Source organism: Streptomyces sp. NPDC020422, from assembly GCF_044386705.1.
Lineage (GTDB): Bacteria > Actinomycetota > Actinomycetes > Streptomycetales > Streptomycetaceae > Streptomyces.
Window position 1 is genome coordinate 87,679 of sequence record NZ_JBIRVJ010000006.1, and the last position, 23,307, is coordinate 110,985.

A 23,307-nucleotide genomic window follows, 5' to 3' on the forward strand; every position below is an offset into this window, starting at 1 on the left:
GGGCGGATCACGGGCGCCCTGCCTGCTCCGTCCCGGCACGCCCGTCCAGCGGCAGCCGGTAGAGCGCGAAGGCCCGGCCGATGACCGGCTGGGCAACGTTGCGGACGCGCACGCCGCCGGCCGTCAGGCCGTGTTCGGTGCCGAGGTGGGCGTGGCCGTGCACGGCGAGGTCCACGCCGCCCGAGTCGATCGCCTCGGCGAGGAGGTAGCTGCCGAGGAACGGATAGATCTCCAGCGGCTCGCCCGCCAGGGTGTCCGGTACGGGAGAGAAGTGGGTCAGCGCGATCCGCAGGGCGCAGGGCCGGGCCGCGAGGTCCGTGAGCGCCCCGGCCAGCCGCTCGGCGCTCCGCCGGGTGGTCCGTACGAAGGCCTTCATCTCGGGTTCCCCGAACTCACCGGCACTCCGGCCGAGGAAGCCGCCGCAGAAGCCTTTCGCGCCCGCGACGCCGACGCTGGCCCCGGCCACGGGCAGCACGGCCGACTCCCCCTCCAGCACGGTCACCCCGGCGTCGCGCAGCACGCGGGTCACCTCGGCCTCCTGGCCGGAGTGGTAGTCGTGGTTGCCGAGCACGGCGACGACCGGGACGCCGCAGTCCCGCACCTCCCCCGCCACGACCGCCGCCTCGTCGGCCGTGCCGTGCCGGGTCAGGTCGCCCGCGAGGAGGAGCAGGTCCGCGCATTCGGGCAGCACGGAGAAGGCCGGCCGCAGCAGGCCCTCGCAGTCCGCGCCCAGGTGGATGTCGCCCACCGCCGCCACCCGGACGGCCTCGGCCGCGGGCCCCGTGGTGGCGGTCACGACAGCTCTTCCCAGCGGTCCGGCGCGTCCGCGCACGCCACTTCGAGGTCCGCGTGCACCGTGAACCCCGTGAGTTCGTCGTGGGCGATCCGCACGATCTCCGACCGCCGCGTCGTCGTGGGCACCGTGCCCGTGAGCACCACGGCGGCGCCGCGCTGTTCGACCCGGACGCCGAGCTCGGCCAGGTCGTCGCCGGCGAGCCGCTCGCGCAGCCGTGCGACGCGGTACTCGTCCTCGTTCGCTCCGTCCGGTCCGTTGAGTCCATGGGGCCCGTCCGGCCCGTCCGGCCCGTCCGGCCCGTCCGGCCCGTCCGGCCCGTTCTGCACGCTCGGTCCGAGCGGTCCGTTCGCTCCGTTCATACTGTCAGCCGCGGTCGCCCCGTTCGCTCCGACCGGTCGCTCAGTCATCGCCGGTGCCTCCTCGCCCGCCGGGCGCCGCCGCTTCGTCCTGTTGCCCGGCGGCGGGGATCACGTCGAGCAGTTCGAGCAGATAGAGGAAGGCCTTGGCCATCGGCCGGTCGCCGGTGGCCTCGCGCACCCGCGCCCAGTCGACCCGTTCGCGCAGTCCGCGGGCGACCGGCAGCAGGGCGCCGAAGTCGCAGTGGTGCTCGGAGAGCGCCGCCAGCCGGCTTTCCATGAGGTCGGTGGGGTCGATCACCGGCATGTGCACGGAGTCGACGGGCAGCGTCCAGGCACGTGCCAGCAGTTCCTTCGTGACCCGCCGGCCGGCCAGGGCGAAGATCAGGTCGATCTCCTCTCCCCCGCTGCGGGCCTTGACCAGCCAGTCCTCCGGCGGTTCCACGATCTGTATCCCGCGTTCGCGCAGCAGCCGGGTGACGGTCTCGCCGTCCTCCCGGAGGAGGGCGAAGTCGGTGTCGTGCTGGAGCGGCACGGGGATGCCGTGCGCGTACGCGGCGACGCTGCCGACGAGGGCGAACGGGCAGCCCGACTTCTTCAGGACCGCCCCGATCTCCTTCGTGGCCTCCAGGATCGCCTGGGTGTGGTCCGCCGGCAGGGCCCGCCCGTCGCGCGGCGAGGGGGCGTCCTGCGGGGCGGGGTGCTGCGGAACGTGGACGCCGTCGCGGCGCCCTTCCGTGAGGTGCATGGGTCCTCCTCCCGGGGCCGGCCGCCTGCAGTAGGAGGCGGGCCCTGCCTCTACTCCGTCGGACCGGAGACGTCCCCGTCGTCGAGGGGCGTCCGCAGAGCGGTCTCACCGGCCGCCCAGGCCTGCGTGGTCGCCTCGGCGAACGCCTCCTCCAGGAGGACGGTCGCCTGGACGCCGAAGGCCACGTCATCCGCGAGGCCCGGTTCCTCCGCGAGCAGTCCGCCGACGACCTCGCGCCGCACCAGCTGCTCGTGGACGGCGTCGGCCTCGACGTGTTCGTCGTAGAACCGGATCGCGGCCTCCCCGGCGCCGATCCGGCGCATCGCGGCGACCATGCGGGACGCCGCCGGCGGGGAGCCGACCTCCAGGGCCGCGAAGTGGCCGACGAGGGCGCCCCGGCGGCGCCGGTGGAGTCCGAACAGCGACATCTGGTTCACCAGGGCGAGCGCGGGTGCGCCCACCAGGGGCAGATAACGGCCGTAGGCGGGGTCGAGGTCCAGCGCCTCCATCAGGTCCGCGTAGAGCCGTGCGTGCATCCGCTCGGCCCTTCCACAGCCGTACTCGTCGTACTGCACGGCCATCATGGCGGCCTTGGCCCGGCCTTCGAGACGCGGGACGACCCACTGGTGCGGGTCGGCCTCCCCGAGCTGGTAGACCGAGCGCAGGACGGCGTACTCCCGCAGATGCGCGAAAGTGCCGTGCCGGAGCAGGTACCAGGAGGCGCCGTGGCCGTCGACCGGTTCGGTCAGAAGCGCGTCGAACACCTCGGACAGCCCGCCGTGGCGCCCGCAGCCGTCACGCAGCGCGTCCTCGAACCGGCGTTCGAGGAGCGCGCGCAGCCGCAGCAGCTCCGGGTCCCACTCGAGCTCGTCCGACACGTCGGCGAAGCCGCGGTAGTGCAGCGCGTACGCGAGGTGGAGGGCGAGGTGGAGATCCTCGCCGTACGGGTCGGCGGCCGACACCTCGCGGGGCCCGGGCAGGGCGCCGCCCGGCGCGCGCAGATAGGCGGTGACGGCCTCGGAGAGCACACCGCGCGGCGGCGGGAGGGCCGGCCGTCGGGCTGTCGTCGGGCGCGGGGCCGTGGTGGTCATGAGGCCTCCTCTGCCGACGGAGAGGGCGACGGGGACGTGGACGGGGACGGGGGCAGGGATGGAGGCGGGGGCGGGGGCGCGGACGGTGGGCTCCCTCGCCGTTGTCCGTCCGCCCGGTCCGCTCCGTCGCGGGTGGATTCGTCGCGGGCGGATTCGTCGCGGGCGGCTTTGTCGCGGGCGGCTTTGTCGCGGGCCGGCCCCTTCCGTGCCGACGGGCGCAGGCGGGGGCGGTGGCTGGTGTCGCAGAAGGGGGCCCGGAGGCTGCGCCGGCACATGCAGAGCGCGACCACGGGGCGGTCGCATCGGCGGACCGTACCGTCGGCGAGGACGATCTCCACCGGCCCCTCGACCAGCAGCGGGCCTTCCCCGAGGAAGGAGAGTCGCACCAGGTCGGACGGGCGGTCCACGGGACCGCCGTGCACGGCACGTTCGTCGGTGGGGGTCACGGGATACCTCCGCTCACAGGGACGAGGTCGCTCACAGGGACGAGGTCACAGGGACGACAAGAGGGCGGATGCCCGGTTCGCCCTCCGGTATGCCGGACGGAGGGCGACGCGTGAGTGCCGTGATCCCGGGTACCCGCAGGCCGAGATCCGGTGTCCCCTCAGTCAGCGGGCCCGTCCCGCTGCCCCGGATCCTTCGAGGAGGACCCCATGAGCATGGTGCAGGAAAGCATTCGGGTGGATGCTCCGCTGCGCGAGGTCTACGACCAGTGGACCCAGTTCGAGGAGTTTCCCCGTTTCATGGACGGCGTCGAGCAGGTTCGGCAGCTCGACGACCGGCACTGTCACTGGCGGACGCGTGTCGCGGGCGTGACCCGAGAGTTCGACACGGAGATCATCGACCAGCTGCCCGACGAGCGGATCTCCTGGCGCACGGTCGACGGTGACGTACGCCAGAAGGGCGTCGTCACCTTCCAGCGCGTCGACGAGGGCCACACCCGGGTCAGTCTGGCGATGGACGTCGAGCCGCAGGGGATGGCCGAGAAGGCCGGTACCGCCCTCGGGGTGCTCGGCAACCGGGTCCAGGGAGACCTGAAGCGGTTCAAGCACTTCATCGAGGAGCGCGACGGAGCGACCGGCGGCTGGCGCGGCCGGATCCGGCCGGGCGACCACGCGACCGGCAAGACGGGCGAGGAGATGGGCATCTCCCCGGACATGGACCGCGGCATGGACCATGGCATGGGCCGTGGCACGGACCGCGGCATGGACCGAGGCATGGACCCCGACACGGACCCCGGCCTCGAGCGCGGCATGGAGCAGGACCCCGGCATGGGGCAGGACCCCGGCATGGGCACCGGTGACCGGTCCACGGACACGCCCCCCACTCCGCCCGAGCGGCCGGGACCGTATCCGGGTCCGCTTCCGTCCGACCCCCGCGAGTGACCCGAAAGGGCCCTGCCCTGGAGGCGGTTCATGCCGTTCGACAGCACCCTCTCCCTGCTGCTCAGGGGCTATACGTGGCTCCCCCGCGTCCGCGGCGGCCATGACGGCTCCGGCCCCGCGTCGACGCGCCTCCTCGGGAAGCCGGTGAGGGTGCTGCACGGTACCGACGCGGTCGCCTTCTTCTACGACGAGCGGCACGCGCGCCGGGAAGGGGCGCTGCCCGGCCCGGTCCTCGACACCCTCTTCGGGCGGGGCGCCGTCCACACCCTGGACGGCGCGGAGCACCGCGCCCGCAAGGCGCTGTTCCTGTCCTGGCTCACCGAGCCGCGGGCGGTGCGGGCACTGGCGGCGCGCGTAACGGAGGAGTTCCGGAGGGAGTTCGGGCGGCTGCCGGGACGGGAGGTCGTGCTCTTCGACGCGTGCGCCCTCGTCCTCGCCCGGGCGGTGCGCGACTGGGCCGGGCTGCCCGGGTACGACGACGCCGGCACCGAGCGGCTCGCCCGGGACTGCGTGGCCATGGTCGACGGCTTCGCGACGCCGGGACCGCGCCATCTGCGCGCCCGGCGGGCCCGGTCGCGGCAGGAGGCGTTGCTGCGCCGGGCGGTCGTCGCGGCCAGAGAGGGCCGGGCCGAGGCGAGCGGCCCGCCGCGCACCCCCTTCGAGGCGGTCGTGGCGCACCGAGGGCCCGACGGGGGCCTGCTCGATCCGGCGACGGCCGCGGTGGAGCTCCTGAACATCGTGCGGCCCACCGTGGCGATCACCTGGTTCGCGACCTTCGCCGCGCATGCCATGCGGGACGGTGCCGCGCTGCGGCGACGCCTCGCCGAGGACGAACCGGCCGGCTCGGCCACCTCGTTCGCGCATGAGGTACGCCGGTTCTACCCGTTCTTCCCGTTTGTCGGCGCACTCGCCACGGACGGCCTGACCGTCGGCGGCGAGCGGGTGCCGCCCGGCACGATGCTGCTGCTCGACGTGTACGGGCAGAACCACGACCCCGCCCTGTGGGACGAGCCGTTCCGCTTCGTGCCGGACCGGTTCCTCGGCGCGTCCCCGCACTCCGACGCGCTGATCCCGCAGGGCGGCGGCCCGCGCGAGGGGCACCGGTGCCCGGGCGAGGACATCACGGTCGCCGTGCTGTCCGCGCTGGCCCGCGAACTGGCCCGGCTCGACTTCACGGTGCCGGACCAGGATCTGCGGATCCCGCTCGACCGGATCCCCACCCGCCCCCGCGACGGCCTCCGGCTGGTGGTGGGCGCGGGGGCGGATACCGTCCGGAGCGGCCCGAGGAGGTCTCCCGGTGGGCACCGCGCATGACGGTGGCCGTTCGGCGGGCGCCGCGCCCGAGCCGTACGACGCCACGCCCTTCCTGCCGGCCCGCGGCGGGCTGCCCGCGCACCGCCGGGCCGCCGCCGACTGCGAGGGCTGCCCGCTGCACCGCGAGGCGACGGCGACCGTCTTCGGGCGTGGCGATCCGCACGCCCGGCTGATGCTGGTCGGGGAGCAGCCCGGCGACCGGGAGGACCGCGAGGGGGCCGCGTTCGTGGGGCCCGCGGGCCGACTGCTCGGCAAGGCGCTGCGCGAGGCGGGCATCGACGAGGAGGGCGTGTACGTCACCAACGCGGTCAAGCACTTCAAGTTCACCCGGGAGGAGCCCCGCAAGCGACGGATCCACAAGGCCCCGACCCTGCGCGAGACGCTCGCCTGCCGGCCCTGGCTCGACGCCGAACTGCGCCTGGTGGCACCGGCGTTGGTGGTCACGCTCGGGGCCACGGCGGGTCGCGCCCTACTGGGGAACTCCTTCCGGATCGGCACCCATCGCGGTGTGCCGAGGTCGCTCGCGGACGCGGTCGGCACGGGCGGCCTCGACCCGAGCGGGCACGAGGGGGTCCAGGTGCTGCCGACCCTGCATCCGGCTGCCGTGCTGCGCGCACGGGGGCTGGACGGGGAGGAGATGTACGCGGGTCTGGTCACCGACCTGCGCACCGCGGCCGGTCTGCTGTGACCCGGCTCGGGCCCCGGGTGCGAGTCCACCCGGGGCCCGGGCCGGTGTGACGCGCCTCAGGCAGCGGGTACCGGGGCGGTGTCGCGGACGGCGCGGATGACCACCAGCTGCTCTTCGCGCACCCCCGGCGGGATCATCCCCCGCTCCTCGAACCAGGCGGCCCGGGCCCTCATGACGGGCCCGAACGGCTGGGTGCGGCGCGCGGCCACGTGAGCCCTCAGCCCCGCGCGCGCCAGGGCCGCGAGACTGTCGGTGACTCCGCTGAGCGAGGACTGGACGAGCAACAGGACGCCGTGGGCCGCCAGTAGGGACGGGACCGCCCGGCAGATCCGGTCGAGGAGGAGGCGCCCGTCCGGCCCGGCGTCCCACGCACGCTCCCGGCCGCGGACCGCGCCCCCGGTCGGGACGGCCGGCACGTACGGCGGGTTGACCGTCACGAGATCGAAGCGTTCGCCGGACACCGGCGCCCCGAGGTCTCCCCGCAGGACCCTGATCCGGCACCCGTGGAGCCGTGCGTTGAGGCGGGCCGTGGCGACGGAGGTGCCCGAGATGTCGACCGCCGTCGCCTCCGCGTCCCTGCGGGCGGCGGCGAGGGCCAGGACCCCCGTGCCGGTGCACAGGTCGAGCGTGCGCGCCCGGGGCCGCAGCTTTTCTCTGGCGAGGCTCTCCATGAGCAGGGCCGTGTCGCCCTGCGGGCCGTAGACCCCCGGTGCTCGGACCACTCGCATGCTCATCACCCTTCTCACAGGTCACGTGTGTCGTTGTCTCGCTCGGGTCAGGTGTCGTGTCTCGCCCAGGTCAGGTGCCGTGTCTCGCTCGGCTCAGGTGTCGTGTCCCGCGCCCAGGTCGCGTGGCGCGTCCGGCACCGGTCGCGTGTCGCGTCCCGCTCCGGTCAGCGCCCGAACAGCGCCCAGCGGCGGCACCAGCGCACGACCAGGACCGCGAGGCCGGCCATGGCCAGGGCCCAGGCACCGGCGAAGGCCCAGACGAGGTCCGGGCGTCCGGTGCCGGCGGCCGGGACCACGAGCGCGGCGGAGCCGGCGAAGGCGAGGATCACGCCCAGCGTGAGCAGTCTGCGGCGCAGGGCGCGCAGCCAGGCCGGCGCACTCGGCACGAACCCCCGCCGCATCGAACGCAGTCGGCGGTCGAGGGCCCCGTCCCGCCGGAGCACCTCCTCGATCTCGGCGAGGACGCGCCGCTCGTGCGCGGAGAGCCGGACTTCGTCCATGGCGGACACCTCCTGCCGTGCGGCTGCCCACGGAGACCGTCGGCATGCCGGGGTGTGTCAGGCCGCGGCGGTCTGCGCGACGAGGGAATCGACCACGTCGGTCAGGCGCCGGTGCCTGCGGTAGGCGGCGCGCTGCCGGCTCGCGCCCGCGCCCCCGACGCGCAGGCGTCCCCACTGCTCCAGCACCCCACCGGTGTCCCCGGCGGCGTCGAGCCCGGGGCGCGCCCGCTCGATGAGCCGTTCCACCAGTTCGACGGCGGGGCGTTCGCGGCCCGTGTACGGATCGATGCCGTAGCCGGACAGTCCGTAGCGGGCGGCCAGCTCGTGGGCCAGCAGGAGGCGCCCCGGCGGTGTGCGCGGGGCCCGGCGCCCCGCCAGCACCTCCGGCAGCAGGGTCATCGCCAGGCCGCGGACGAGGCCGGCGAGGAGGACGACGGTGTCCACGTCGGCGTTGGCGTCGGCCACCCGGATCTCCAGGGTGGGGACGTGCTCGGACGGCCGGGCGTACCAGTAGATCATCCGCCGGTCGAGCAGCTTGCCCGTCCGCACCAGGTCGTCCACCCGGGCCAGGTAGTGGGGCTCGTCGAGGGCGGGGGCGGGACCGACGGTCGGCCACCGGGCGTGCTCGACCGAACGCCAGCTGTCGAAGCCCGTGTCGCGGTTGCGCGCGTAGGGCGAGTTGGCCGTGAGCGCCTGCAGCACGGGGAGCCAGGGCGCCATGCGGCGGGAGAGCCCCAGGGCGGTGTCGCGGTCGACGGTTCCCACATGGACGTGGCAGCCGCAGACCAGGCCGTCGATCGGGCTGAAGTGGGAGGCGAAACGGTGGGCCATGCGCCGGTAGCGCTCGGTGTCGGTGACGGTCAGGGGCCGCGGGGGCGGCAGCACGGGCGTTCCGGTGGCGACCGGCCGGCAGCGCTCGGCCCGGGCGGCCGTGCCGACGGCGGCGCGCAGCCGGACCAGGTCGTCGCGCAGGTCGCGGCAGGAGGCGGTCGGCTGGGAGGAGGTCTCCACCTGGGCGTTGAAGAACTCCCGCTGGACCTGGTCGCCGAGGACCAGCGCGGCCGAGGCGATGACGTCCGGGGCCCGGTCGACGGGGACGCGGCCGGCCTGGTCCACGAGGACGAACTCCTCTTCGACGCCCATCGTCAACATCTTCATCGTCGTCTCCTCGTGTCGGTCCGCGTCTACCCGGACCGCGCCGTTCCACCCGTGGTCCACCCGTGGTCCACCCGGGTTTCGCCCGGTCCGGAGCCCGGCGCGTGGTTCGCACGCGGCGGGGCATTCGCCCGTCGGGGGGCGAGGTGAGGAGTGTGGTCATGATCCGGTCGTCCGAGCTGGGCTCGTTCCTGGAAGGAGTCGTCGTGCTGCACAGGGCGCGGGACGTCGCGGGTCCCTTCACCGGACGGACGGTGGTCGTCACCGGGGCGAGCGCCGGGGTCGGGCGCGCGGTGGCCCGTGCCTTCGGCGCGGCCGGGGCACGGGTGGCCCTGCTGGCCCGTGGCGAGGTCGGCCTGGCGGCCGCGGCGGAGGAGATCGAGCGGGCCGGCGGGCAGGCGCTCGCCGTGCCGGTGGACATGGCGGACCCGGGGCGGGTCGAGGAGGCCGCGGACCTGGTCGAGGAGCGGCTGGGTCCCGTGGACGTGTGGGTGAACTCGGCGTTCACCTCGGTCTTCGCGCCCTTCCTCGCCGTCGGGGCCGACGAGTACGAGCGGGTCACGGCGGTCACGTATCTCGGCTGTGTCAACGGCACCCGGGCCGCCCTGCGGCGGATGCTGCCGCGGGACCGCGGGGCGATCGTCCAGGTGGGCTCGGCCCTGGGCGAGACGTCCGTGCCGCTGCAGGCGGCCTACTGCGGTGCGAAGCACGCGGTGAACGGGTTCACCGCGTCGGTGCGGCTCGAACTGCTGCACCGCCACAGCCGGGTGGCCGTCACGCTGGTCCAGTTGCCGGCCGTCAACACCCCGCAGTTCTCCTGGGCCCTGTCGCGGCTTCCGCGCCGGCCCCGCCCCGTGGCACCCGTCTACCAGCCGGAGGTCGCGGCCAGGGCCGTGCTGCACGCCGCCCGTCGTCCCCGGCGCAAGGAGTACCGGGTCGGGCTCTCCACGACGGCCTCGGTGCTCGCCCGGCGGACGGCCCCCGGGCTCCTCGACCGGTACCTCGCGCGGACGGGGTACGACGCCCAGCAGACCGACGAGCCCGCCGGGCACGGTCCGCACAACCTCTGGGAGCCGCTGGACGGTGCCGACGGCAGGGACTACGGCGCCCACGGCGTCTTCGACGACGAGTCCGCCGCCCGCTCGCCGTACAGCGTGCTCTCCCGCCATCCGGCCGCCGCCGGGGCCGCCGTCGGCGCGGCCGCCGGTGCCTCGGCGCTGCTCGCCCGCGCCGTGCGCCGGTCCCCTGCCGAAGGACGGTGACGGCCATGCGTGGCTTCGAACTGCTGGATGTGTCCCTGTACACGAAGGAGGGGCGTCTGCAGGTCCCCTTGCGGGCCGCGGAGGACTCCGAGCCGCCGGCGCTGCCGGAGGGCACGGTGGTGAGCCTCGGGCTCACCTTCCGGCTCGGCGAGGAGATCGAGGGGGTGACCTTCGAGGACTCGCGGGTCAGGGACGGAGTCGCGCTGGGCGGCACCCGCACGGTGCTGGGCGGTTTCCGGGCCGGCGGCCCGTACGAGGTGCGCCTTCCGGCGGAGCGGCTGCCGGTCGGCCGGGCGCACTGCGGGGTGTACGAGGTGTCCGGGCGGATCCAGGACGGCCAGGGTCGTGAGCTGGCCCTGGAGCACCACCGCCTCCGCGTCACGCACCTGCCGGGCGGCGAGGCCATGGAGCGGGGCGCCGACGCGTCCGACCCCCTGGTGTCACCGCGCGTGGCGTACGACTCCGGCACTCCCCCGGGCCCCGCGGACCCCGCGTACTCCCCCCGGTCCTGACGCCGTCCGCACGGCGTTCTCCAGGAGCAGGGCGTGGACGAAGGCCTGGGGCAGGTTGCCCCGCAGGCGTCGGCGGTCGACGTCGAACTCCTCGGAGAACAGTCCCGCGGGCCCGGTCGCGGCCCGGGTCCGTTCGAACCAGCGGGCCGCGGCGACCGGACGGCCCTCGGCCCGGCAGGCGGCCGACATGAAGAACCCGCAGAGCAGGAAGGCCCCCTCCGCCCCGCCGAGCTCCGTGGCGTCGTCGCTGTGGAAGCGGTAGACGAAGCCGTCGTCGCCGAGCTCCCGTTCCACGGCCCGGCGGGTGGCGCCGAGCAGGGGCGCGCCGGCGGGCCAGGCCGAGGAGGCGAGCGGCCGCAGGAGGGCGGCGTCGGGGCGCGGGTCGTCGGCGGCGCGCTGCCAGCGCCCGGAGGGGTGGGTGCAGCGGCGGCGGGTCTCGGCGAGGATCGTGTCCGCGAGCTCCCGCCAGCGGTCCGCGCCGTGCGTCCGGATGTCCCGGGCGGCGGCCTGGAGTCCGCAGACGGCGGCGAGGCGGGAGTGCGTCCACCAGGCCGGGGCCAGCTCCCACAGGCCCGCTTCGGGGCGTGACCAGTTGGCCCGGAGGGCCGCGACGGCCGTGTGGGCGGCGCGGACGCCGTCCCGGTCGAGCCGGTCCTGGCGGGCCGCGGCGGCCAGCAGTTCGAGGATCTCGCCGTAGCTGTCGAGCTGGAACTGGGCGCCGGCCCGGTTGCCGACGCGGTCGGCCGCGCCGGGATAGCCGCTGAGCGGCAGGGTGGACTCGTCGGGTACGGGCCCTCCGTCGACGCGGTAGGCGGGCCGCAGCCGGTCGCCGTCGGCGAGCACCCGTGCGGTGGCCACCCGCACGGCCGCGTCGGTCAGCGGGTGCGGGCCGTGGGCGGCGACGGCGAGGCCGGCGTAGCACTGGTCGCGCAGCCAGGCGTAGCGGTAGTCGTAGTCGCGTTCCGAGCCGGCGTGCTCGGGGAGCGAGGTGGTGGCCGCGGCGACCATGGCCCCGGTGCGCGGGCTGGTGAGTCCGGTGAGGACCGCGTACGCCCGCCGGACGTCCCTGGCGGCGGGCAGCGCGGTGCAGTCGGGGACGGCCGCGTTCCAGTGCGCGTCGGTGGCCCGCCACGCCTCGTCGGGGGGTACGGGCGGGCCGAGGGGCCGGTCGGAGAGTTCCAGGACCAGGTCGCGCCGCTCGCCCTCGGGCACGGTCAGCCGGGCGGTCAGCGCGCCCGTCGCCGCGAGCCGGGCGTCCCCGAGCCCGCGCAGCCGTTCCCGGAGGACGCCGCGGCCGGCCTCCCAGGTGTCGGGCCCCGTGCGGTGCGGCACGAGCGGCGGGTCGGCGCCGTAGCCGCCGCGCGCGGTGAGCCGGACGGTGACGACGGCCGTGCCCCGCACCGCCCGGATCCGGCGCAGGAGCACCGCCCGGTGGGCGTCGGCCGGGACGGCCAGGGCGTCCTGGCACTCGATCACGGAGTCGGCGAGGGTCCAGTGCCCGGTCCAGATCAGGGAGCCGTCGCGGTACGAGCCCTCGGAGACGCGCCAGGGGTCCTCGGGGCACACCTGGAAGGCCCCGGCGCCGCCGATCAGCTCGGAGAACACGGCGGGATCGGCCCAGCCGGGCACGCAGAGCCAGACGAGGTCGCCCTCCGGCCCGAGCAGGGCGCCCCGTTCGCCGTCCGCGAGCAGGGCGTAGTCGCACAGCGGCCGGGGCCGGTGCGCAGGGCTCGACGGTGTCGTGGCCTCCCTCGGGTCACCGCCTCCCGTGCGGCCACCCGGCGGCACGGGCTCACCGCCCTGTCGAGCGGCGCGGCAGCAGCTCCTGCGCCTTGGCCTTGAGGCCCTGGGCGACGAGGTGGCCGCGGTGGCCGTCGCCCCGGACCAGGGAGGCCAGCGTGGACTCGATCTGCTCCCAGGTGGAGTGCGGCGGGATGGGCGGCACGTCCGGGTCGGTGCGGAAGTCGAGGACGGTCGGGGTGTCCGAGGCCAGCGCGCTGCGCCAGGCGTCCTCGACGTCGGCCGGGTCGGTGACGCGGATGCCGTCGAGACCGAGGGACCGGGCGAAGTCGGCGTACGGGACGTCCGGGAGGGACTGCGAGGGCGCGAAGGGCGCGGTGCCGCCCATCGCGCGCATCTCCCAGCTGACCTGGTTGAGGTCCTGGTTGTTCCACACGGCGACGACGAGCCGGGGGTCGGTCCACTCGCCGGCGTACTTGGCGGCGGTGACGAGTTCGGCCATGCCGTTCATCTGCATGGCCCCGTCGCCGACGAGGGCGATGGCGGGCCGGTCGGGATGGGCGAACTTGGCGCCGATCGCGTACGGCACGCCGCTGCCCATGGTGGCCAGCGTGCCGGAGAGCGAGCCGCGCATGGCGTGGCGCATCGTGAGGTGGCGGGCGTACCAGGTGGCGACGGAGCCGGCGTCGGAGGTGATCATCGCGTCGTCGGGGAGCAGTGCGTCCAGGACGTGCGCCACGTACTCGGGGTTGACGGGGTCCGCCGCGAGCTCGGCGCGTCGCTTCATCACAGACCGCCAGCGTTCCACTCCGGTGATCACGCTGTGCTGCCAGAGGCGGTCCTCCTTGCGGGTGAGCAGCGGCAGCAGCCGGCGCAGGGTGGCGGCCGCGTCGCCGACGAGGTTGACCTCGTAGGGGTAGCGCAGGCCGACCAGATGCGGGTCGATGTCGATCTGGACGGCGCGGGCCTGCCCGTACGGGGGCAGGAACTCGGAGTAGGGGAAGTTGGAACCGACGGTGAGCAGGGTGTCGCAGTCGCGCATCATCTCGTACGAGGGGCGGGTGCCGAGCAGTCCGATCGAGCCCGTCACCCAGGGCAGTTCGTCGCTGAGGGCGTCCTTGCCGAGCAGGGCCTTCGTGACGCCGGCGCCGAGGAGTTCCGCCGTCTGCTCGACCTCGCGACCGGCGCCGGCCGCCCCCTGGCCGATCAGCATCGCGACCCGGGTGCCCTCGTCGAGGAGGGCCGCGGCGCGGCGGAGCGAGGCGTCGTCGGGCACCGGGGCCCAGCCGCTCGAGTCCAGGCTGGAGGGGACCATCTTGTGGGCGTGCTGCGGGGGCGCGTACGCCAGTTCCTGGACGTCGGCGGGGACGATGACGGCGGTGGGGGCGCGCCGGGCGTAGGCCGTGCGCATGGCCCGGTCGAGGACGTTCGGCAGCTGTTCGGGGACGTTGACGGTCTCCAGGAAGGCGCTCGCGACGTCTTTGAACAGCGTGTGCAGGTCGATCTCCTGCTGGTACGAGCCGCCCATGGCGCTGCGGTCGGTCTGGCCGACGAGGGCGACGACGGGCACGTGGTCGAGCTTGGCGTCGTAGAGGCCGTTGAGGAGGTGGACCGCTCCGGGGCCCGAGGTCGCGACGCAGACGCCCACGTGGCCGGAGAACTTGGCGTAACCCACGGCCTCGAAGGCGGCCATCTCCTCGTGCCGGGCCTGGATGAACCGGGGGTCGTCGTCGGCCCTCGCCCAGGCGGCGAGGAGACCGTTGATGCCGTCGCCGGGATAGCCGAAGACATGCGCGACGCCCCAGGCGCGCAGCCGGTCGAGCAGGTGGTCGCCGACGGTCGCCTTGGTCATGGCCGGTCGCCTCCGTCCGTTCCGTCGAGGAGCGGCAGCACGTCCTTGCGGTAGAAGTCGAAGAATCCGCGCTGCTCGGGTCCGATCTGGCCGATGTGGATCCGGTCGAAGCCGGCGTCCACGTACTCCTTCAGGTGCCGCGCGTGCTCTTCCGGATCGGGTCCGCAGGCCACGGCCGCGCCGACGGTCTCCTCGGTGACCAGCTCGGAGGCCTGCTCGAAATGGCGCGGGGTGGGGAGGATCTGGTTGAGCTCGCCGGGCAGGTGCTCGCTCGGCCAGAGGCGGTGGGCGGTGCGGACCGCCTCCTCGCGGGACTCGGCCCAGCAGACCTTGGTCGCGGCGAAGGCCGGCCGCGGGGGTCCGCCGGCCCGGAAGCGGGCGACCATGTCGGCGTCCGGGGCGGTGGTGACGAAGCCGTCGGCGATCCGGGCGGCGAGTTCGGCGGCCCGGGGGCCGAAGGCGGAGACGTCGAGGGGCGGCGGTGTTTCGGGCAGGGTGTAGATCCGGGCGTTCTCGACGGTGTAGTACGGGCCGCGGTGGGTGATCTGCTCGCCGGTGAACAGTTTCCGGATGACGTCCACGGCCTCCTCCAGCATGGCGAGGCGCACGTCGGCGGGGGGCCAGGCGTCGCCGAGGACGTGCTCGTTGAGGGCCTCGCCGCTGCCGAGGCCGAGCCGGAAGCGCCCGTCCAGCATGACCTGGGAGGTGGCCGCCGCCTGGGCGATCACGGCCGGGTGGATCCGTGTGGTCGGGCAGGTCACGGCGGTCTCGACGGGCAGTCCGCAGCTCTGGGAGAGCGCGCCGATCACCGACCACACGAAGGGGCTGTGTCCCTGGGCGTCGTTCCACGGGTGGTAGTGGTCGGAGATCCACAGCGAGCGGAAACCGGCGTCCTCCGCCATCCGCGCCTGTTCGACGAGGTCGGCGGGCCCGAATTCCTCACAGGACAGGAAGTAGCCGAACTCGGTCATGGCACCTCCACGGGGTGCGGGTCGACGCTCCGTACGCGGTCGTCCGGGCGGCTGCCCGGGGGGCCGGGTGAGAAACGTGCGGCTGCGCCGTGCATGGGGCGCCGGCATGCGGGCAGGCGCCGGACGAAGGCCCCACCGTCCGGAGCGGGGCCCCTGTGTCCGGAGAGGAGCGGGACGATGCCCAGAGGGTCGAACGCCAAGCGGGAACGCCAGTACGAACACATCAAGGAGAGCGCCCTCGACCGCGGCGAGAGCGAGAAGCGTGCCGAGGAGATCGCGGCCCGGACCGTGAACAAGGAACGGGCGCGCGCGGGCGAGTCCAAGACGGCGAGCAAGAGCTCCACTCAGGACATGTCGTCCTCGCGCCGGGGCGGGAAGCGTTCGCACAGCGGCTCCGAGGGGCCGACGTACGACCAGCTGTACGCGGAGGCCCAGCGCCGCAACATCCACGGCCGGTCCTCGATGAACAAGGCCGAGCTGAAGCGAAGCCTGGGCAATCGCTGACGGAGCCGGCAGGGGGGACGGCCGGCGCGACCGGCCCGGGGGCCGACGGGGGCGGCGACGCTCAGCGGTGGTCGCGCCTGAGGGAGTCCATCACTCCCTCGGCCCGGCGCCGGGCGCTGGTCATCTTCCGGCGGAACTTCGCCTTCGCCTGATCCGTCTTGCCCTCCGCCTCCAGCCGCTCGTGCCCCGTGATCCTTCCGGCGATCTCCTTGAGCCTGCCTTTGGCCTTGTCCATGGCGTCGCTCATGCCCGTGCTCCTGTCACTCCACCGGCCCTCCCTCCCACGCTAGGTTCGGGCGGGCGGCGCCGCTCGTCGGCGGCGCGCCACGGCCCCCGCCCGCGGGACCGTGGGGTCTCGCGGGCGGGGGCGGCGCTGGACGCGGGCCCGGACGTCGTCCGCAGCGGGCCTCAGACCATCACGAGCAGCCGCGTCTGCGCCACGAGCTTCCGGTTGACGCTGGTGCTCTGCACGAAGATGGTGAACTCGTCGTTGTGGTCCGGCTTGACCCGGACCTCCTCGTTCGGCAGGCCGAGCAGGGCGCGCGCCTGCGGGCCCGTGTAGACCCGGTCGGTCTTCTTCTCCAGGACCGCGATCTGCTTGCGCGCCTGGATCTTCTCGGACTTGCTCAGCTGGTAGTACGCGCAGCCGGTGCGGTAGGTGTGGCCGCTCTCGACGACCCACTCCCGGATCGCCACGTCACGGGCCACCGGGACCAGCGCGAAGGCCGACGGGTCGGCCGGGGTGAGGCCGGCCGCCTCGATGGTCTGCCGGCTGACCGCCCCGCCCGCGGAGAACACGGACCGGGAGCCCCGGATGCCCTTGGTGCGGCCCACCATGAACTTCTCGGTGGCCTCCTGGATGACCTGCCCGGCCTCTTCGAGGCCCTGGGTGCTCGTGGCGTCCCAGATGGCGATGTTGTCCTTCGGGAAGCCGCACTGCGTGGCCTCGCGCTTGCCCATCTGGTCCGGGACGAGGACCGCGAGCGTCCAGTTGTCCTGCTGCGTCTCGATCATGTTCGCCACGGCCTGCACGAGCACCCGGGGATCCTGCGCCGGGGCGTCGGGGCAGCGGTGGCTCGCGTTCTCCTGGCCGTCCGTCAGGACGAAGGTCAGGAAGCTGTGGTCGCCGTACAGCTGGGCGGTCTGGGCCAGCTCCCGCTGCGACTTCAGGGCCGCCGCGAGCAGGGACGTCATCCCGCCGACCCGGTACAGCTGCTTCAGCGAGGGCATCCGCAGCACGTCCTTGTCGTAGATGACGCACTCCACCTTGTCGGCGAAGACGTACACCGTGACGCGGGTCTCCTGGTCCAGCTCCTTCGAGCGCCGCGCGAGGTACGCGATCTGCTGGTCCGCGACCTCGACGACCTTGTTCCGCAGGTGCGACATGGACGAACTCGCGTCCAGCACCAGAGCGACGTGGTTGATGTAGTTCTGCGTTCCGGCCATGACAAATCCCCCTCGTTCGAATCCCGTTCGGCGATGTTCCTACCGTCTCACCCGCCACTGACAATCGGTCAGGCGTGCGAGGAGCGCCGGGAGAACGAGGTCATTCCGGGCGGCTGAACCGACGCGCGGCCCACAGCAGCGTGAGCAGCCCGACGGTCAGGAGCAGCCCCGCCTCCAGGGCGAGCGGAGGCTGCCGGCCCGCCCATTCGATGCCGCCGACGGCCGCCTGGTCCGGCACCCGCAGGGCGATGGAGCGGCGCAGCAGGTCCACCCCGTACGCGAGCGGGTTCAGGGCGGCCAGGCCCTGCGCCCAGCCCGGCAGGGAGGCCGGCGGGAAGAAGGCGCCGGACAGGAAGAGCAGCGGCATCATCAGCAGGCTGAGCAGCGCGTGGAAGATCTCCGGGCTGCGCAGCGACACCGCGAGGGCCAGGGCGAGCGCGGTGAGGGCGAAGGAGGCCAGGAGCATCCCGCCGAAGAGCAGCAGCAGCAGGACGGGGTCGTAGGGCAGGCCGACCGGGCCGGCCAGGCAGAGCAGGACGGCCCCCTGCGCCGCGGCCACGAGGGTGCCGCCCGCGCAGCTGCCGAGGAGCAGGGCGGAGCGGCTGACCGGGGCCATCAGGAGTTCGCGCAGATAGCCGCTCTGCCGGTCGGTGATCAGCCGGATGCCCACCATGATGGCCGGGGTCTGCACCGTCATCATCAGCATGCCGGGGAAGAGGTACGTCTGGTAGCCCGTGCCCAGCGAGGCGTTCGGGATCAGGGTGGCGAGCCCGCCGCCCAGGACGAGGAGGTAGAGCACCGGCTGGAACAGCACCAGCGCGGTGTGGGCCGGCTGGCCGGCCAGGCGCAGCAGGTCGCGGTGGACCAGGGCGTGGATCGCGCGCAGCTCGTGCCGCAGCCGGGGCGGGCGCCCGGTGTCCGTGGTGTCGGGCGCCGGAAGGGTGAGGGCGGTCATCGGCCTCCTCCGCTCGCGGCGCCGGTCGGGTCGGGGGCGGTCGGGTCGGGGGCGGCGGCCGGGTCGGGGGCGGTCCGGGCGGCGTCGATGCTGCGGCCGGTGTGGTGGAAGAAGACGTCGTCGAGTGTGGGCGGGGTGGCGGAGGCGGCGTGCACGGCGATGCCGTGGTCCGCGAGCGCCCCGCACAGGCGGGGGATCCATCCGCTGCCGTCGGGCACCCGCAGCCAGAGCCCGTCGCCGTCCACGGTGACGGGCCGGTCGGGCGGGGCGGCCTGGGTGACGACCTTCCGGGCGCGGGTGTCGTCACCGGTGCGCAGCACCACCCGGTCGTCGCCGATCGCCTCCTTGAGCGCCCGCGGGGTGCCCTGGGCCACCAGCCGGCCGCGGTCGATGATGGCGATGCGGTCGCAGTTCTCCGCCTCGTCCAGGTAGTGCGTGGTGACGAACAGGGTGCTGCCGTGCCGCTCGCGCAGGGACCTCAGGTGCTCCCAGATCTGGGCGCGGGCATGCGGGTCGAGTCCGGTCGTCGGCTCGTCCAGGAACAGCACGCTCGGGGAGTGCAGCAACTGGCGGGCGATCTCGAGACGCCGACGCATGCCGCCCGACAGGGTGCGTACGGGGGAACGGCGGCGGTCGGTCAGTCCGGCGGGTTCGAGCACCTCGGCCGTCCGCCGGCGGATCTCGCGGCGGCGCAGACCGTAGAGGCGCGCGTGGACCCGGAGGTTCTGCTCGACCGTCAGGTCCGGGTCGAGGGCGCTGTGCTGGAAGAGGATGCCGACCTGGCGCCTGACGTCGTGCGGCCGGGTGAGCACGTCGAAGCCGGCCACGGTGGCATGGCCGGAGGTGGGGCGGACCAGGGCGCAGAGCATGGCGATGGTCGTGGACTTCCCGGCGCCGTTGGGGCCGAGGAAGGCGAAGGTCTCCCCGCGGTGCACATCGAGGTCGAGGCCGCCCACCGCGTCGGTGCCGGTGCCGGTGCCGCCCGGGCCGGGGTAGGACTTGACCAGTCCCCGCGTGCTGATGGCGTAGCCGGAGGCGTGCGGACGGTCCCTCGGCAGGGGGCTGCCGGCGGCTGCGGTCATGAGGGGGGCTGCGGCGAGATCGTCGTCACCGGCGGAGAGCTGCATGTGGTCTGGTCCTCGTCCGTCGTCCACGGGTCGGCGAAGGCGGCCGACCCGGTGTGCGGGGAGCCGGGCGGTCGGCCCGCTCCGGCCGGCGGCCGCCCGTGGGGGCGGCCCGCCGGCCGGAGGGTGCTGCCGCTACGCGCAGCTGATGCCGATACAGACGGTGTTGAGGAGCGTCAGCAGGCCGACGCACGCGCACGTTCCGCTGAACGAGTCGCCGTCGACGCCGACCGGGTCGGTCTCCGGAAGGGCGTGCAGGTGGGCCAGCAGCTCGAAGTCCTGGTTCTCCATGACAATCTCCTTCTCTAGTGACGTGGCGACAGGCGTTCCTGCCGCTCAGACCGGCTGCTGGACCATCCAGTGCCGGGGCTCTGTGTGGCGTGTCCTCAGGAGGAACGCCAGGATTCCCGCGGAGCCGTCGCTCCAGCTCGTCGAGACGTCCCCGTACTCGTTGGGGAAGACGACGTGGCGGCCGCGGTGGGACCGCTCGGCGACGATGAGGCGGGCCAGGTCCCGGGCCGTCGCCCGGTAGGCGGGGTCGCCCGTGGCCTCGGCCAGGTCGAGGAGGAAGTCGCCGTTCCCCGCGAGGCCGTGGCACTGGGTGAGGGGGGCGCGGGAGGTGCGCTCGGCCACGGCCCGCGCGCTCCCCCGGGCGAGTTCGGCGTACCGCTCGTCACCGGTCGCCCGCCACAGCCGTACGAGGAAGGAACCGATACCGGCCGAGCCGTGGCACCAGTAGGGGGCGGTCGGCGGGTCGGTCTCCTGGGCCGGCCAGTGGGCGGCGTCGCCGACCGTCACGGCGTGCGCCACCATGTGTTCGCCCGCCGCCACGGCCAGCTCCCGGTGCTCGGGGTTCTTCGAGACGGCAGCGGCCTCCAGGAGGAAGCAGCCGACGCCCGCGGTGCCGTGCGCGAAGCCGAGATAGCGCTTCCCGGCCTCCTCGACCACGCCCTCCGCGGGCACCGGCCAGCTCACCCCGGACGGCTCGCGCCGTGCCGCGGCGGCCAGCCGGTCGGCCGCGTCGACGACGAGCTCGGCGAGGCGCGGGTCGCCGGTGCGGTGCCACAGGTGGACCGCCGCGAGGCCGCTGCCCGCGGAGCCGTGGGTGATGTCGTGGCTGGGCGTCGCCTCCTGGGGTGCGAGGGCCAGCGCCAGGGCGTGGTCCATGAGCGTCCGGTCGTCGACGGCGCGGCCCGCGTCGTACAGCGCCCAGGCGGTGCCGCGGCCGCCGAAGTGCAGGCCGGGACGGACGGAGCGGGTGTCGGTGCGCTCCACGATCCAGCGGCCGGCCGTGGAGATCAGCTTCGGCAGCCGGGTGTCGCCGGTGAGCTCGAAGTACCGCGTCAGGACGGCCAGGACCCCGGCGGCGCCCTGTTGCACCGTGCAGGAGTCGGTCTCGCCCGCCTTGGTGGAGACGGGCCACAGCCGTCGCTCGTCGTCCGGTGTCATCGAGTCGACGAGGTGGTCGACGATCCCGGCCACGACCATCTCCGTCACCTCGGCGTCGGAGTCCGCCCGAGCGGCGGCATCGGTGCCGGCCGTGCCGGAGTGCCTCGCCGCGAGCGGCGCACCCTCCCGCGCGGGCGCCCCGGTCGTGCTCGCCCGGAGGGCCTCGCGGGCCCGGGCGGGATCCCAGCGCTCGGCGGGGTCGTCCCTCATCAGTCCGAGGATCATCTCCCGCAGGCCGTCGGGCAGGTCGAGCGAGGCGGCGCAGGCGTCCAGCCACTCGGCGAGCCGCTCCTGCGCCGGCCGGTCGGCCGGCTCCTCGTCCAGCAGGTTCGGCACCTTCCCGGTGAGGACGAAGCACACGCTGGCGCCGAGGCTGTAGTAGTCGCCCGTCGGGGAGACCGGCGCGTCTTCCAGGCGCTCGGGGGCGCTGAAGCCCGGGGTCCCGACCCGGGTCGGCAGGGCCACGTCGTCCTCCAGGACGGCGAGCTCCAGGTCGATGAGACGGAGCCGGCCGTCGGGGCGCACCATCACGTTGGCGGGGGTGAAGTCGCGCAGCACGCACCCGCGGGCGTGCGCGGCCTCGACGAGCTCCACCAGGCGCTCGGCCTGGGCCAGCGCGTCGGCGCGGTAGCGCACGGCGCCGACGTCGCGGAAGTGCTCGGCGACCCAGGTGCGCAGCGGAATGCCCGGCACCTCCTCCTGGGCCAGGAACAGGTGCCCCGCGTGCTCGAACATCGCCAGCGGCTCGGGGGCGAGCCCCGTGCCCTTCAGCTTCTCCAGGGTGCGGGCCTCGGCGCGCAGCCAGTCGCGGACGTCGGAGCCGGAGCTGTCGGCCTCCACATGGGGCCGGGTCTCCTTGATCACCACGGGGGCGCCGGTGCTGACGTCGTTGCCCCGGTAGACACCGCCCTTGTTGGTGTGCCGGATGGCCTCCCGTACGGAGAAGCGGCCGCCGAGCAGCACCGGGCCCTTGGGAGCCTCCGCCTTGCGCGGGGTGACGGGCACCGAGGCGGGGAAGGGGCTGACCGCCCAGGGGGGCGGGGAGTAGTGGCCGGTGCGCTTGTCCTCCACCGGGTTGCCGTCGGGGTCCACGATGTACCAGACCATCAGGCCCTGGTCGGAGAGCCGCCGTCGCCCGACGAAGGCGCCGTAGCGGTAGTGCACCAGGCTGCCGGCCGCGTACGGCTGGTCGGACAGGATCCGGGGGCCGGCGAGACCGGCCGTCGCCGTGTGGAGTGCCTCGGCGAGCCGGGCGGCGTCGGCGTCGGAGCGCGGGTAGACCGTGAGGAACTTGCCCGAGCTTCCGCGGGGGGTGGCCCGGGAGTTGAGCGCGCTCACCTGCTCGAGGGAGCGGGCGAACTTGAACGCCGACTCGTCGCGCAGCAGCACGTCGAGGGCCCGTGCGAGCACCGTCGGCGCGGAGGCGACCGTCGCCGACACGTGCAGCTTCCAGCCCTGCTCGAGCGGGGACCCGGACCGGGGCGCGAGACGGCACCACATCTCGTCGGACTCGGTCGTCCACCGCGTGCCGGTGCCCGTGGCATCCAGCGCGCGGTGGAGAAAGGTCTCCAGCTCGGACTCGGTGGCTTGGCTCGTCATGCCCCATCCCTCTCAACGGCGAGTACCGCTGGCGGGAAGGTGCCCGGGGGCATTGTCATACCAACACACACCCCGCTGGATTCACTTGATTCGGCGAGCGCACGGCTCCGTTGTGCCACCTTGTGGCGCTACCGGCGCAGAAGGGCGCACTGACGCTCACTCAGCAGCGCCAACCCCTCCACGCACGGGAAACGCGTCCGCCGGCGGCCCGGGACGCGCGGGAGGGGGTGGAGGCGGGGCTGCGCCGGACGAGCGAGGCGGTCGCCGGGACGCGGATCCGCTCCTTCGGCCGGGCCGCCCCGGGAGGGCACGGGGCGCTCGGCGTCGCGCCCGCGCAGGCCGGATGGTCAGCCCGTGAACTCCTCCGCCGAGCGGAGCAGGCGTTCCGCGCGGTAGGCCGAGGTGTCCAGCTTGGCGAGGACGCCGATGCTGGCGATGTTGGGGAGGATCAGCTGGTAGAGCCGGGCGATCTCCTCGGACAGGGTCCGCTCGTCCGGCAGGGCCTCGGTGACCAGTTGGACGCCGGTCCAGGCGCCGACGGCCAGGCGGGCGATCTCGGCGGGCACGGCGTGCGGGAGGAGTTCGCCGCGTCGGCCGGCCTCGGCGAGGAGGTCCTCGCCCAGGGCTATCCAGTCCGGCCAGCGGGTGCCGAACAGGCTGCGGGCCTTGGGGTCGACGGAGAGCTGGACGGCGGCGCGCAGCATCGGCTCGCGGGGCAGCCGGTGGGCGAGGAGGAGGCCCAGGTCGACCCATTCCTGGAGCTTGTAGGTCTGCGGCTGGAGGCCCTCGCGGGTCACCGCCCGGGTGAGCACCCCGTGGGCCATCGACTCCTTGGTCGGGAAGTGGAAGTACAGGGCGCCGCGGGTCAGGCCGGTCCGTTCGACGAGGGCGGCGATGGTGGCGGCTTCGTAGCCGACCTCGATGAAGAGGCTCGCCATGGACTCGAGGATGGAATCCCGCGTGCGGATGGCCCGCTCCTGCCGCGCCACTCGGCCGCCCCCTCGGACTCTCCTCGGCTCTCCCCCACGCCCCGACGGCACCGTGGCCGCCGGCGGCGGGCTGACGAAGGCTCGGTATGTTACCAAGCGTTCCCAAGGGCCTGTTGGGGGACGCGGGGCGGAGGGCGGGGGTC

Annotated in this window: 23 protein-coding genes and 1 pseudogene; 6 read left to right on the forward strand and 18 right to left on the reverse strand. The window is 74.4% G+C overall.

The window, feature by feature from the left end; all coding sequences use genetic code 11:
• Positions 1-7: 7 nt before the first annotated feature.
• Genes ACH414_RS17470 through ACH414_RS17490 form a run of 5 tightly spaced genes read right to left on the reverse strand, consistent with a single transcriptional unit; the run spans position 8 to position 3,437 of the window.
• Positions 8-796, reverse strand: coding sequence for a metallophosphoesterase (locus ACH414_RS17470; RefSeq protein ID WP_398942330.1), 789 nt, complete (start codon positions 794-796; stop codon positions 8-10).
• Complete coding sequence (locus ACH414_RS17475) at positions 793-1,155, reverse strand: BON domain-containing protein (RefSeq protein ID WP_398942332.1); 363 nt, start codon at positions 1,153-1,155, stop codon at positions 793-795. The genes ACH414_RS17470 and ACH414_RS17475 overlap by 4 nt, the downstream gene beginning before the upstream one ends.
• 40 nt (positions 1,156-1,195) lie before the next feature.
• Complete coding sequence (locus ACH414_RS17480; protein WP_398942333.1) at positions 1,196-1,900, reverse strand: hypothetical protein; 705 nt, start codon at positions 1,898-1,900, stop codon at positions 1,196-1,198.
• Positions 1,901-1,950: 50 nt separating this feature from the next.
• Positions 1,951-2,991 (reverse strand): iron-containing redox enzyme family protein, encoded by a 1,041-nt coding sequence (locus ACH414_RS17485; RefSeq protein WP_382534068.1) that lies wholly within the window; start codon positions 2,989-2,991, stop codon positions 1,951-1,953.
• On the reverse strand, positions 2,988-3,437 hold the full coding sequence (locus ACH414_RS17490; protein WP_398942335.1) for a CDGSH iron-sulfur domain-containing protein: 450 nt from the start codon (positions 3,435-3,437) through the stop codon (positions 2,988-2,990). The genes ACH414_RS17485 and ACH414_RS17490 overlap by 4 nt, the downstream gene beginning before the upstream one ends.
• Before the next feature lie 207 nt (positions 3,438-3,644).
• Here ACH414_RS17490 and ACH414_RS17495 point away from each other — a divergent pair.
• The 3 genes and pseudogenes from ACH414_RS17495 to ACH414_RS17505 form a co-directional block, all read left to right on the forward strand.
• Positions 3,645-4,103, forward strand: a pseudogene (locus ACH414_RS17495) (SRPBCC family protein); the annotation flags it as partial.
• 303 nt (positions 4,104-4,406) lie between these two features.
• The gene (locus tag ACH414_RS17500) at positions 4,407-5,690 is read left to right on the forward strand and encodes a cytochrome P450 (RefSeq protein ID WP_398942337.1); all 1,284 of its coding nucleotides are present in this window, start codon (positions 4,407-4,409) and stop codon (positions 5,688-5,690) included.
• The gene (locus ACH414_RS17505) at positions 5,674-6,378 is read left to right on the forward strand and encodes a UdgX family uracil-DNA binding protein (protein ID WP_382534064.1); all 705 of its coding nucleotides are present in this window, start codon (positions 5,674-5,676) and stop codon (positions 6,376-6,378) included. Before ACH414_RS17500 ends, ACH414_RS17505 begins: the two co-directional genes overlap by 17 nt.
• A 56-nt stretch (positions 6,379-6,434) precedes the next feature.
• On the opposite strand, the gene ACH414_RS17510 is transcribed toward ACH414_RS17505, so the two are convergent.
• The 3 genes from ACH414_RS17510 to ACH414_RS17520 all read right to left on the reverse strand — a co-directional run bounded on the left by ACH414_RS17510 (position 6,435) and on the right by ACH414_RS17520 (position 8,764).
• Complete coding sequence (locus tag ACH414_RS17510) at positions 6,435-7,106, reverse strand: HemK2/MTQ2 family protein methyltransferase (protein WP_382534062.1); 672 nt, start codon at positions 7,104-7,106, stop codon at positions 6,435-6,437.
• Between the two features lie 164 nt (positions 7,107-7,270).
• Positions 7,271-7,606, reverse strand: coding sequence for a DUF3040 domain-containing protein (locus ACH414_RS17515; protein ID WP_382534060.1), 336 nt, complete (start codon positions 7,604-7,606; stop codon positions 7,271-7,273).
• A 57-nt stretch (positions 7,607-7,663) separates the two neighbouring features.
• On the reverse strand, positions 7,664-8,764 hold the full coding sequence (locus ACH414_RS17520) for a glutamate--cysteine ligase (protein WP_391768819.1): 1,101 nt from the start codon (positions 8,762-8,764) through the stop codon (positions 7,664-7,666).
• 158 nt (positions 8,765-8,922) lie between these two features.
• Between ACH414_RS17520 and ACH414_RS17525 the strand changes: the two genes are divergently transcribed.
• Together ACH414_RS17525 and ACH414_RS17530 are read left to right on the forward strand one after the other, a co-directional pair.
• The gene (locus ACH414_RS17525; RefSeq protein WP_382534057.1) at positions 8,923-10,023 is read left to right on the forward strand and encodes an SDR family oxidoreductase; all 1,101 of its coding nucleotides are present in this window, start codon (positions 8,923-8,925) and stop codon (positions 10,021-10,023) included.
• A gap of 5 nt (positions 10,024-10,028) precedes the next feature.
• Positions 10,029-10,535, forward strand: a complete 507-nt coding sequence (locus ACH414_RS17530) for a hypothetical protein (RefSeq protein WP_382534055.1) — start codon at positions 10,029-10,031, stop codon at positions 10,533-10,535.
• Here the strand turns inward: ACH414_RS17530 and ACH414_RS17535 are convergent.
• Genes ACH414_RS17535 through ACH414_RS17545 form a run of 3 tightly spaced genes read right to left on the reverse strand, consistent with a single transcriptional unit; the run spans position 10,464 to position 15,098 of the window.
• Positions 10,464-12,323, reverse strand: coding sequence for a glycoside hydrolase family 15 protein (locus ACH414_RS17535; protein ID WP_398942342.1), 1,860 nt, complete (start codon positions 12,321-12,323; stop codon positions 10,464-10,466). The genes ACH414_RS17530 and ACH414_RS17535 overlap by 72 nt on opposite strands.
• 4 nt (positions 12,324-12,327) lie before the next feature.
• A complete protein-coding gene (locus tag ACH414_RS17540; RefSeq protein ID WP_398942344.1) occupies positions 12,328-14,127 on the reverse strand; it encodes a thiamine pyrophosphate-requiring protein in 1,800 nt (599 codons plus the stop codon).
• On the reverse strand, positions 14,124-15,098 hold the full coding sequence (locus ACH414_RS17545; RefSeq protein WP_386566837.1) for an LLM class F420-dependent oxidoreductase: 975 nt from the start codon (positions 15,096-15,098) through the stop codon (positions 14,124-14,126). The genes ACH414_RS17540 and ACH414_RS17545 overlap by 4 nt, the downstream gene beginning before the upstream one ends.
• Before the next feature lie 177 nt (positions 15,099-15,275).
• Between ACH414_RS17545 and ACH414_RS17550 the strand changes: the two genes are divergently transcribed.
• Positions 15,276-15,602: a plasmid stabilization protein gene (locus tag ACH414_RS17550; RefSeq protein WP_382534047.1), complete on the forward strand. Its 327-nt coding sequence runs from the start codon at positions 15,276-15,278 to the stop codon at positions 15,600-15,602.
• Positions 15,603-15,663: 61 nt separating this feature from the next.
• Here the strand turns inward: ACH414_RS17550 and ACH414_RS17555 are convergent, their stop codons facing one another.
• From ACH414_RS17555 to ACH414_RS17585, 7 genes are all read right to left on the reverse strand, one after another.
• On the reverse strand, positions 15,664-15,849 hold the full coding sequence (locus ACH414_RS17555; protein ID WP_382534045.1) for a CsbD family protein: 186 nt from the start codon (positions 15,847-15,849) through the stop codon (positions 15,664-15,666).
• A gap of 161 nt (positions 15,850-16,010) precedes the next feature.
• Positions 16,011-17,048, reverse strand: coding sequence for a vWA domain-containing protein (locus ACH414_RS17560; RefSeq protein ID WP_382534043.1), 1,038 nt, complete (start codon positions 17,046-17,048; stop codon positions 16,011-16,013).
• 100 nt (positions 17,049-17,148) lie between these two features.
• Positions 17,149-18,003 (reverse strand): ABC transporter permease, encoded by an 855-nt coding sequence (locus ACH414_RS17565; RefSeq protein WP_398942345.1) that lies wholly within the window; start codon positions 18,001-18,003, stop codon positions 17,149-17,151.
• Positions 18,000-19,130 carry an ATP-binding cassette domain-containing protein gene (locus ACH414_RS17570; RefSeq protein ID WP_398942347.1) on the reverse strand — a complete coding sequence of 377 codons (1,131 nt, stop codon included), beginning with the start codon at positions 19,128-19,130 and terminating at the stop codon, positions 18,000-18,002. The genes ACH414_RS17565 and ACH414_RS17570 overlap by 4 nt, the downstream gene beginning before the upstream one ends.
• A gap of 132 nt (positions 19,131-19,262) precedes the next feature.
• A complete protein-coding gene (locus tag ACH414_RS17575) occupies positions 19,263-19,418 on the reverse strand; it encodes a VenA family class IV lanthipeptide (protein WP_382534038.1) in 156 nt (51 codons plus the stop codon).
• A gap of 45 nt (positions 19,419-19,463) precedes the next feature.
• Positions 19,464-22,175: a class IV lanthionine synthetase LanL gene (gene lanL / locus ACH414_RS17580; RefSeq protein WP_398942348.1), complete on the reverse strand. Its 2,712-nt coding sequence runs from the start codon at positions 22,173-22,175 to the stop codon at positions 19,464-19,466.
• A 347-nt stretch (positions 22,176-22,522) separates the two neighbouring features.
• Positions 22,523-23,215, reverse strand: coding sequence for a ScbR family autoregulator-binding transcription factor (locus ACH414_RS17585; RefSeq protein WP_398942623.1), 693 nt, complete (start codon positions 23,213-23,215; stop codon positions 22,523-22,525).
• Positions 23,216-23,307: the final 92 nt, after the last annotated feature.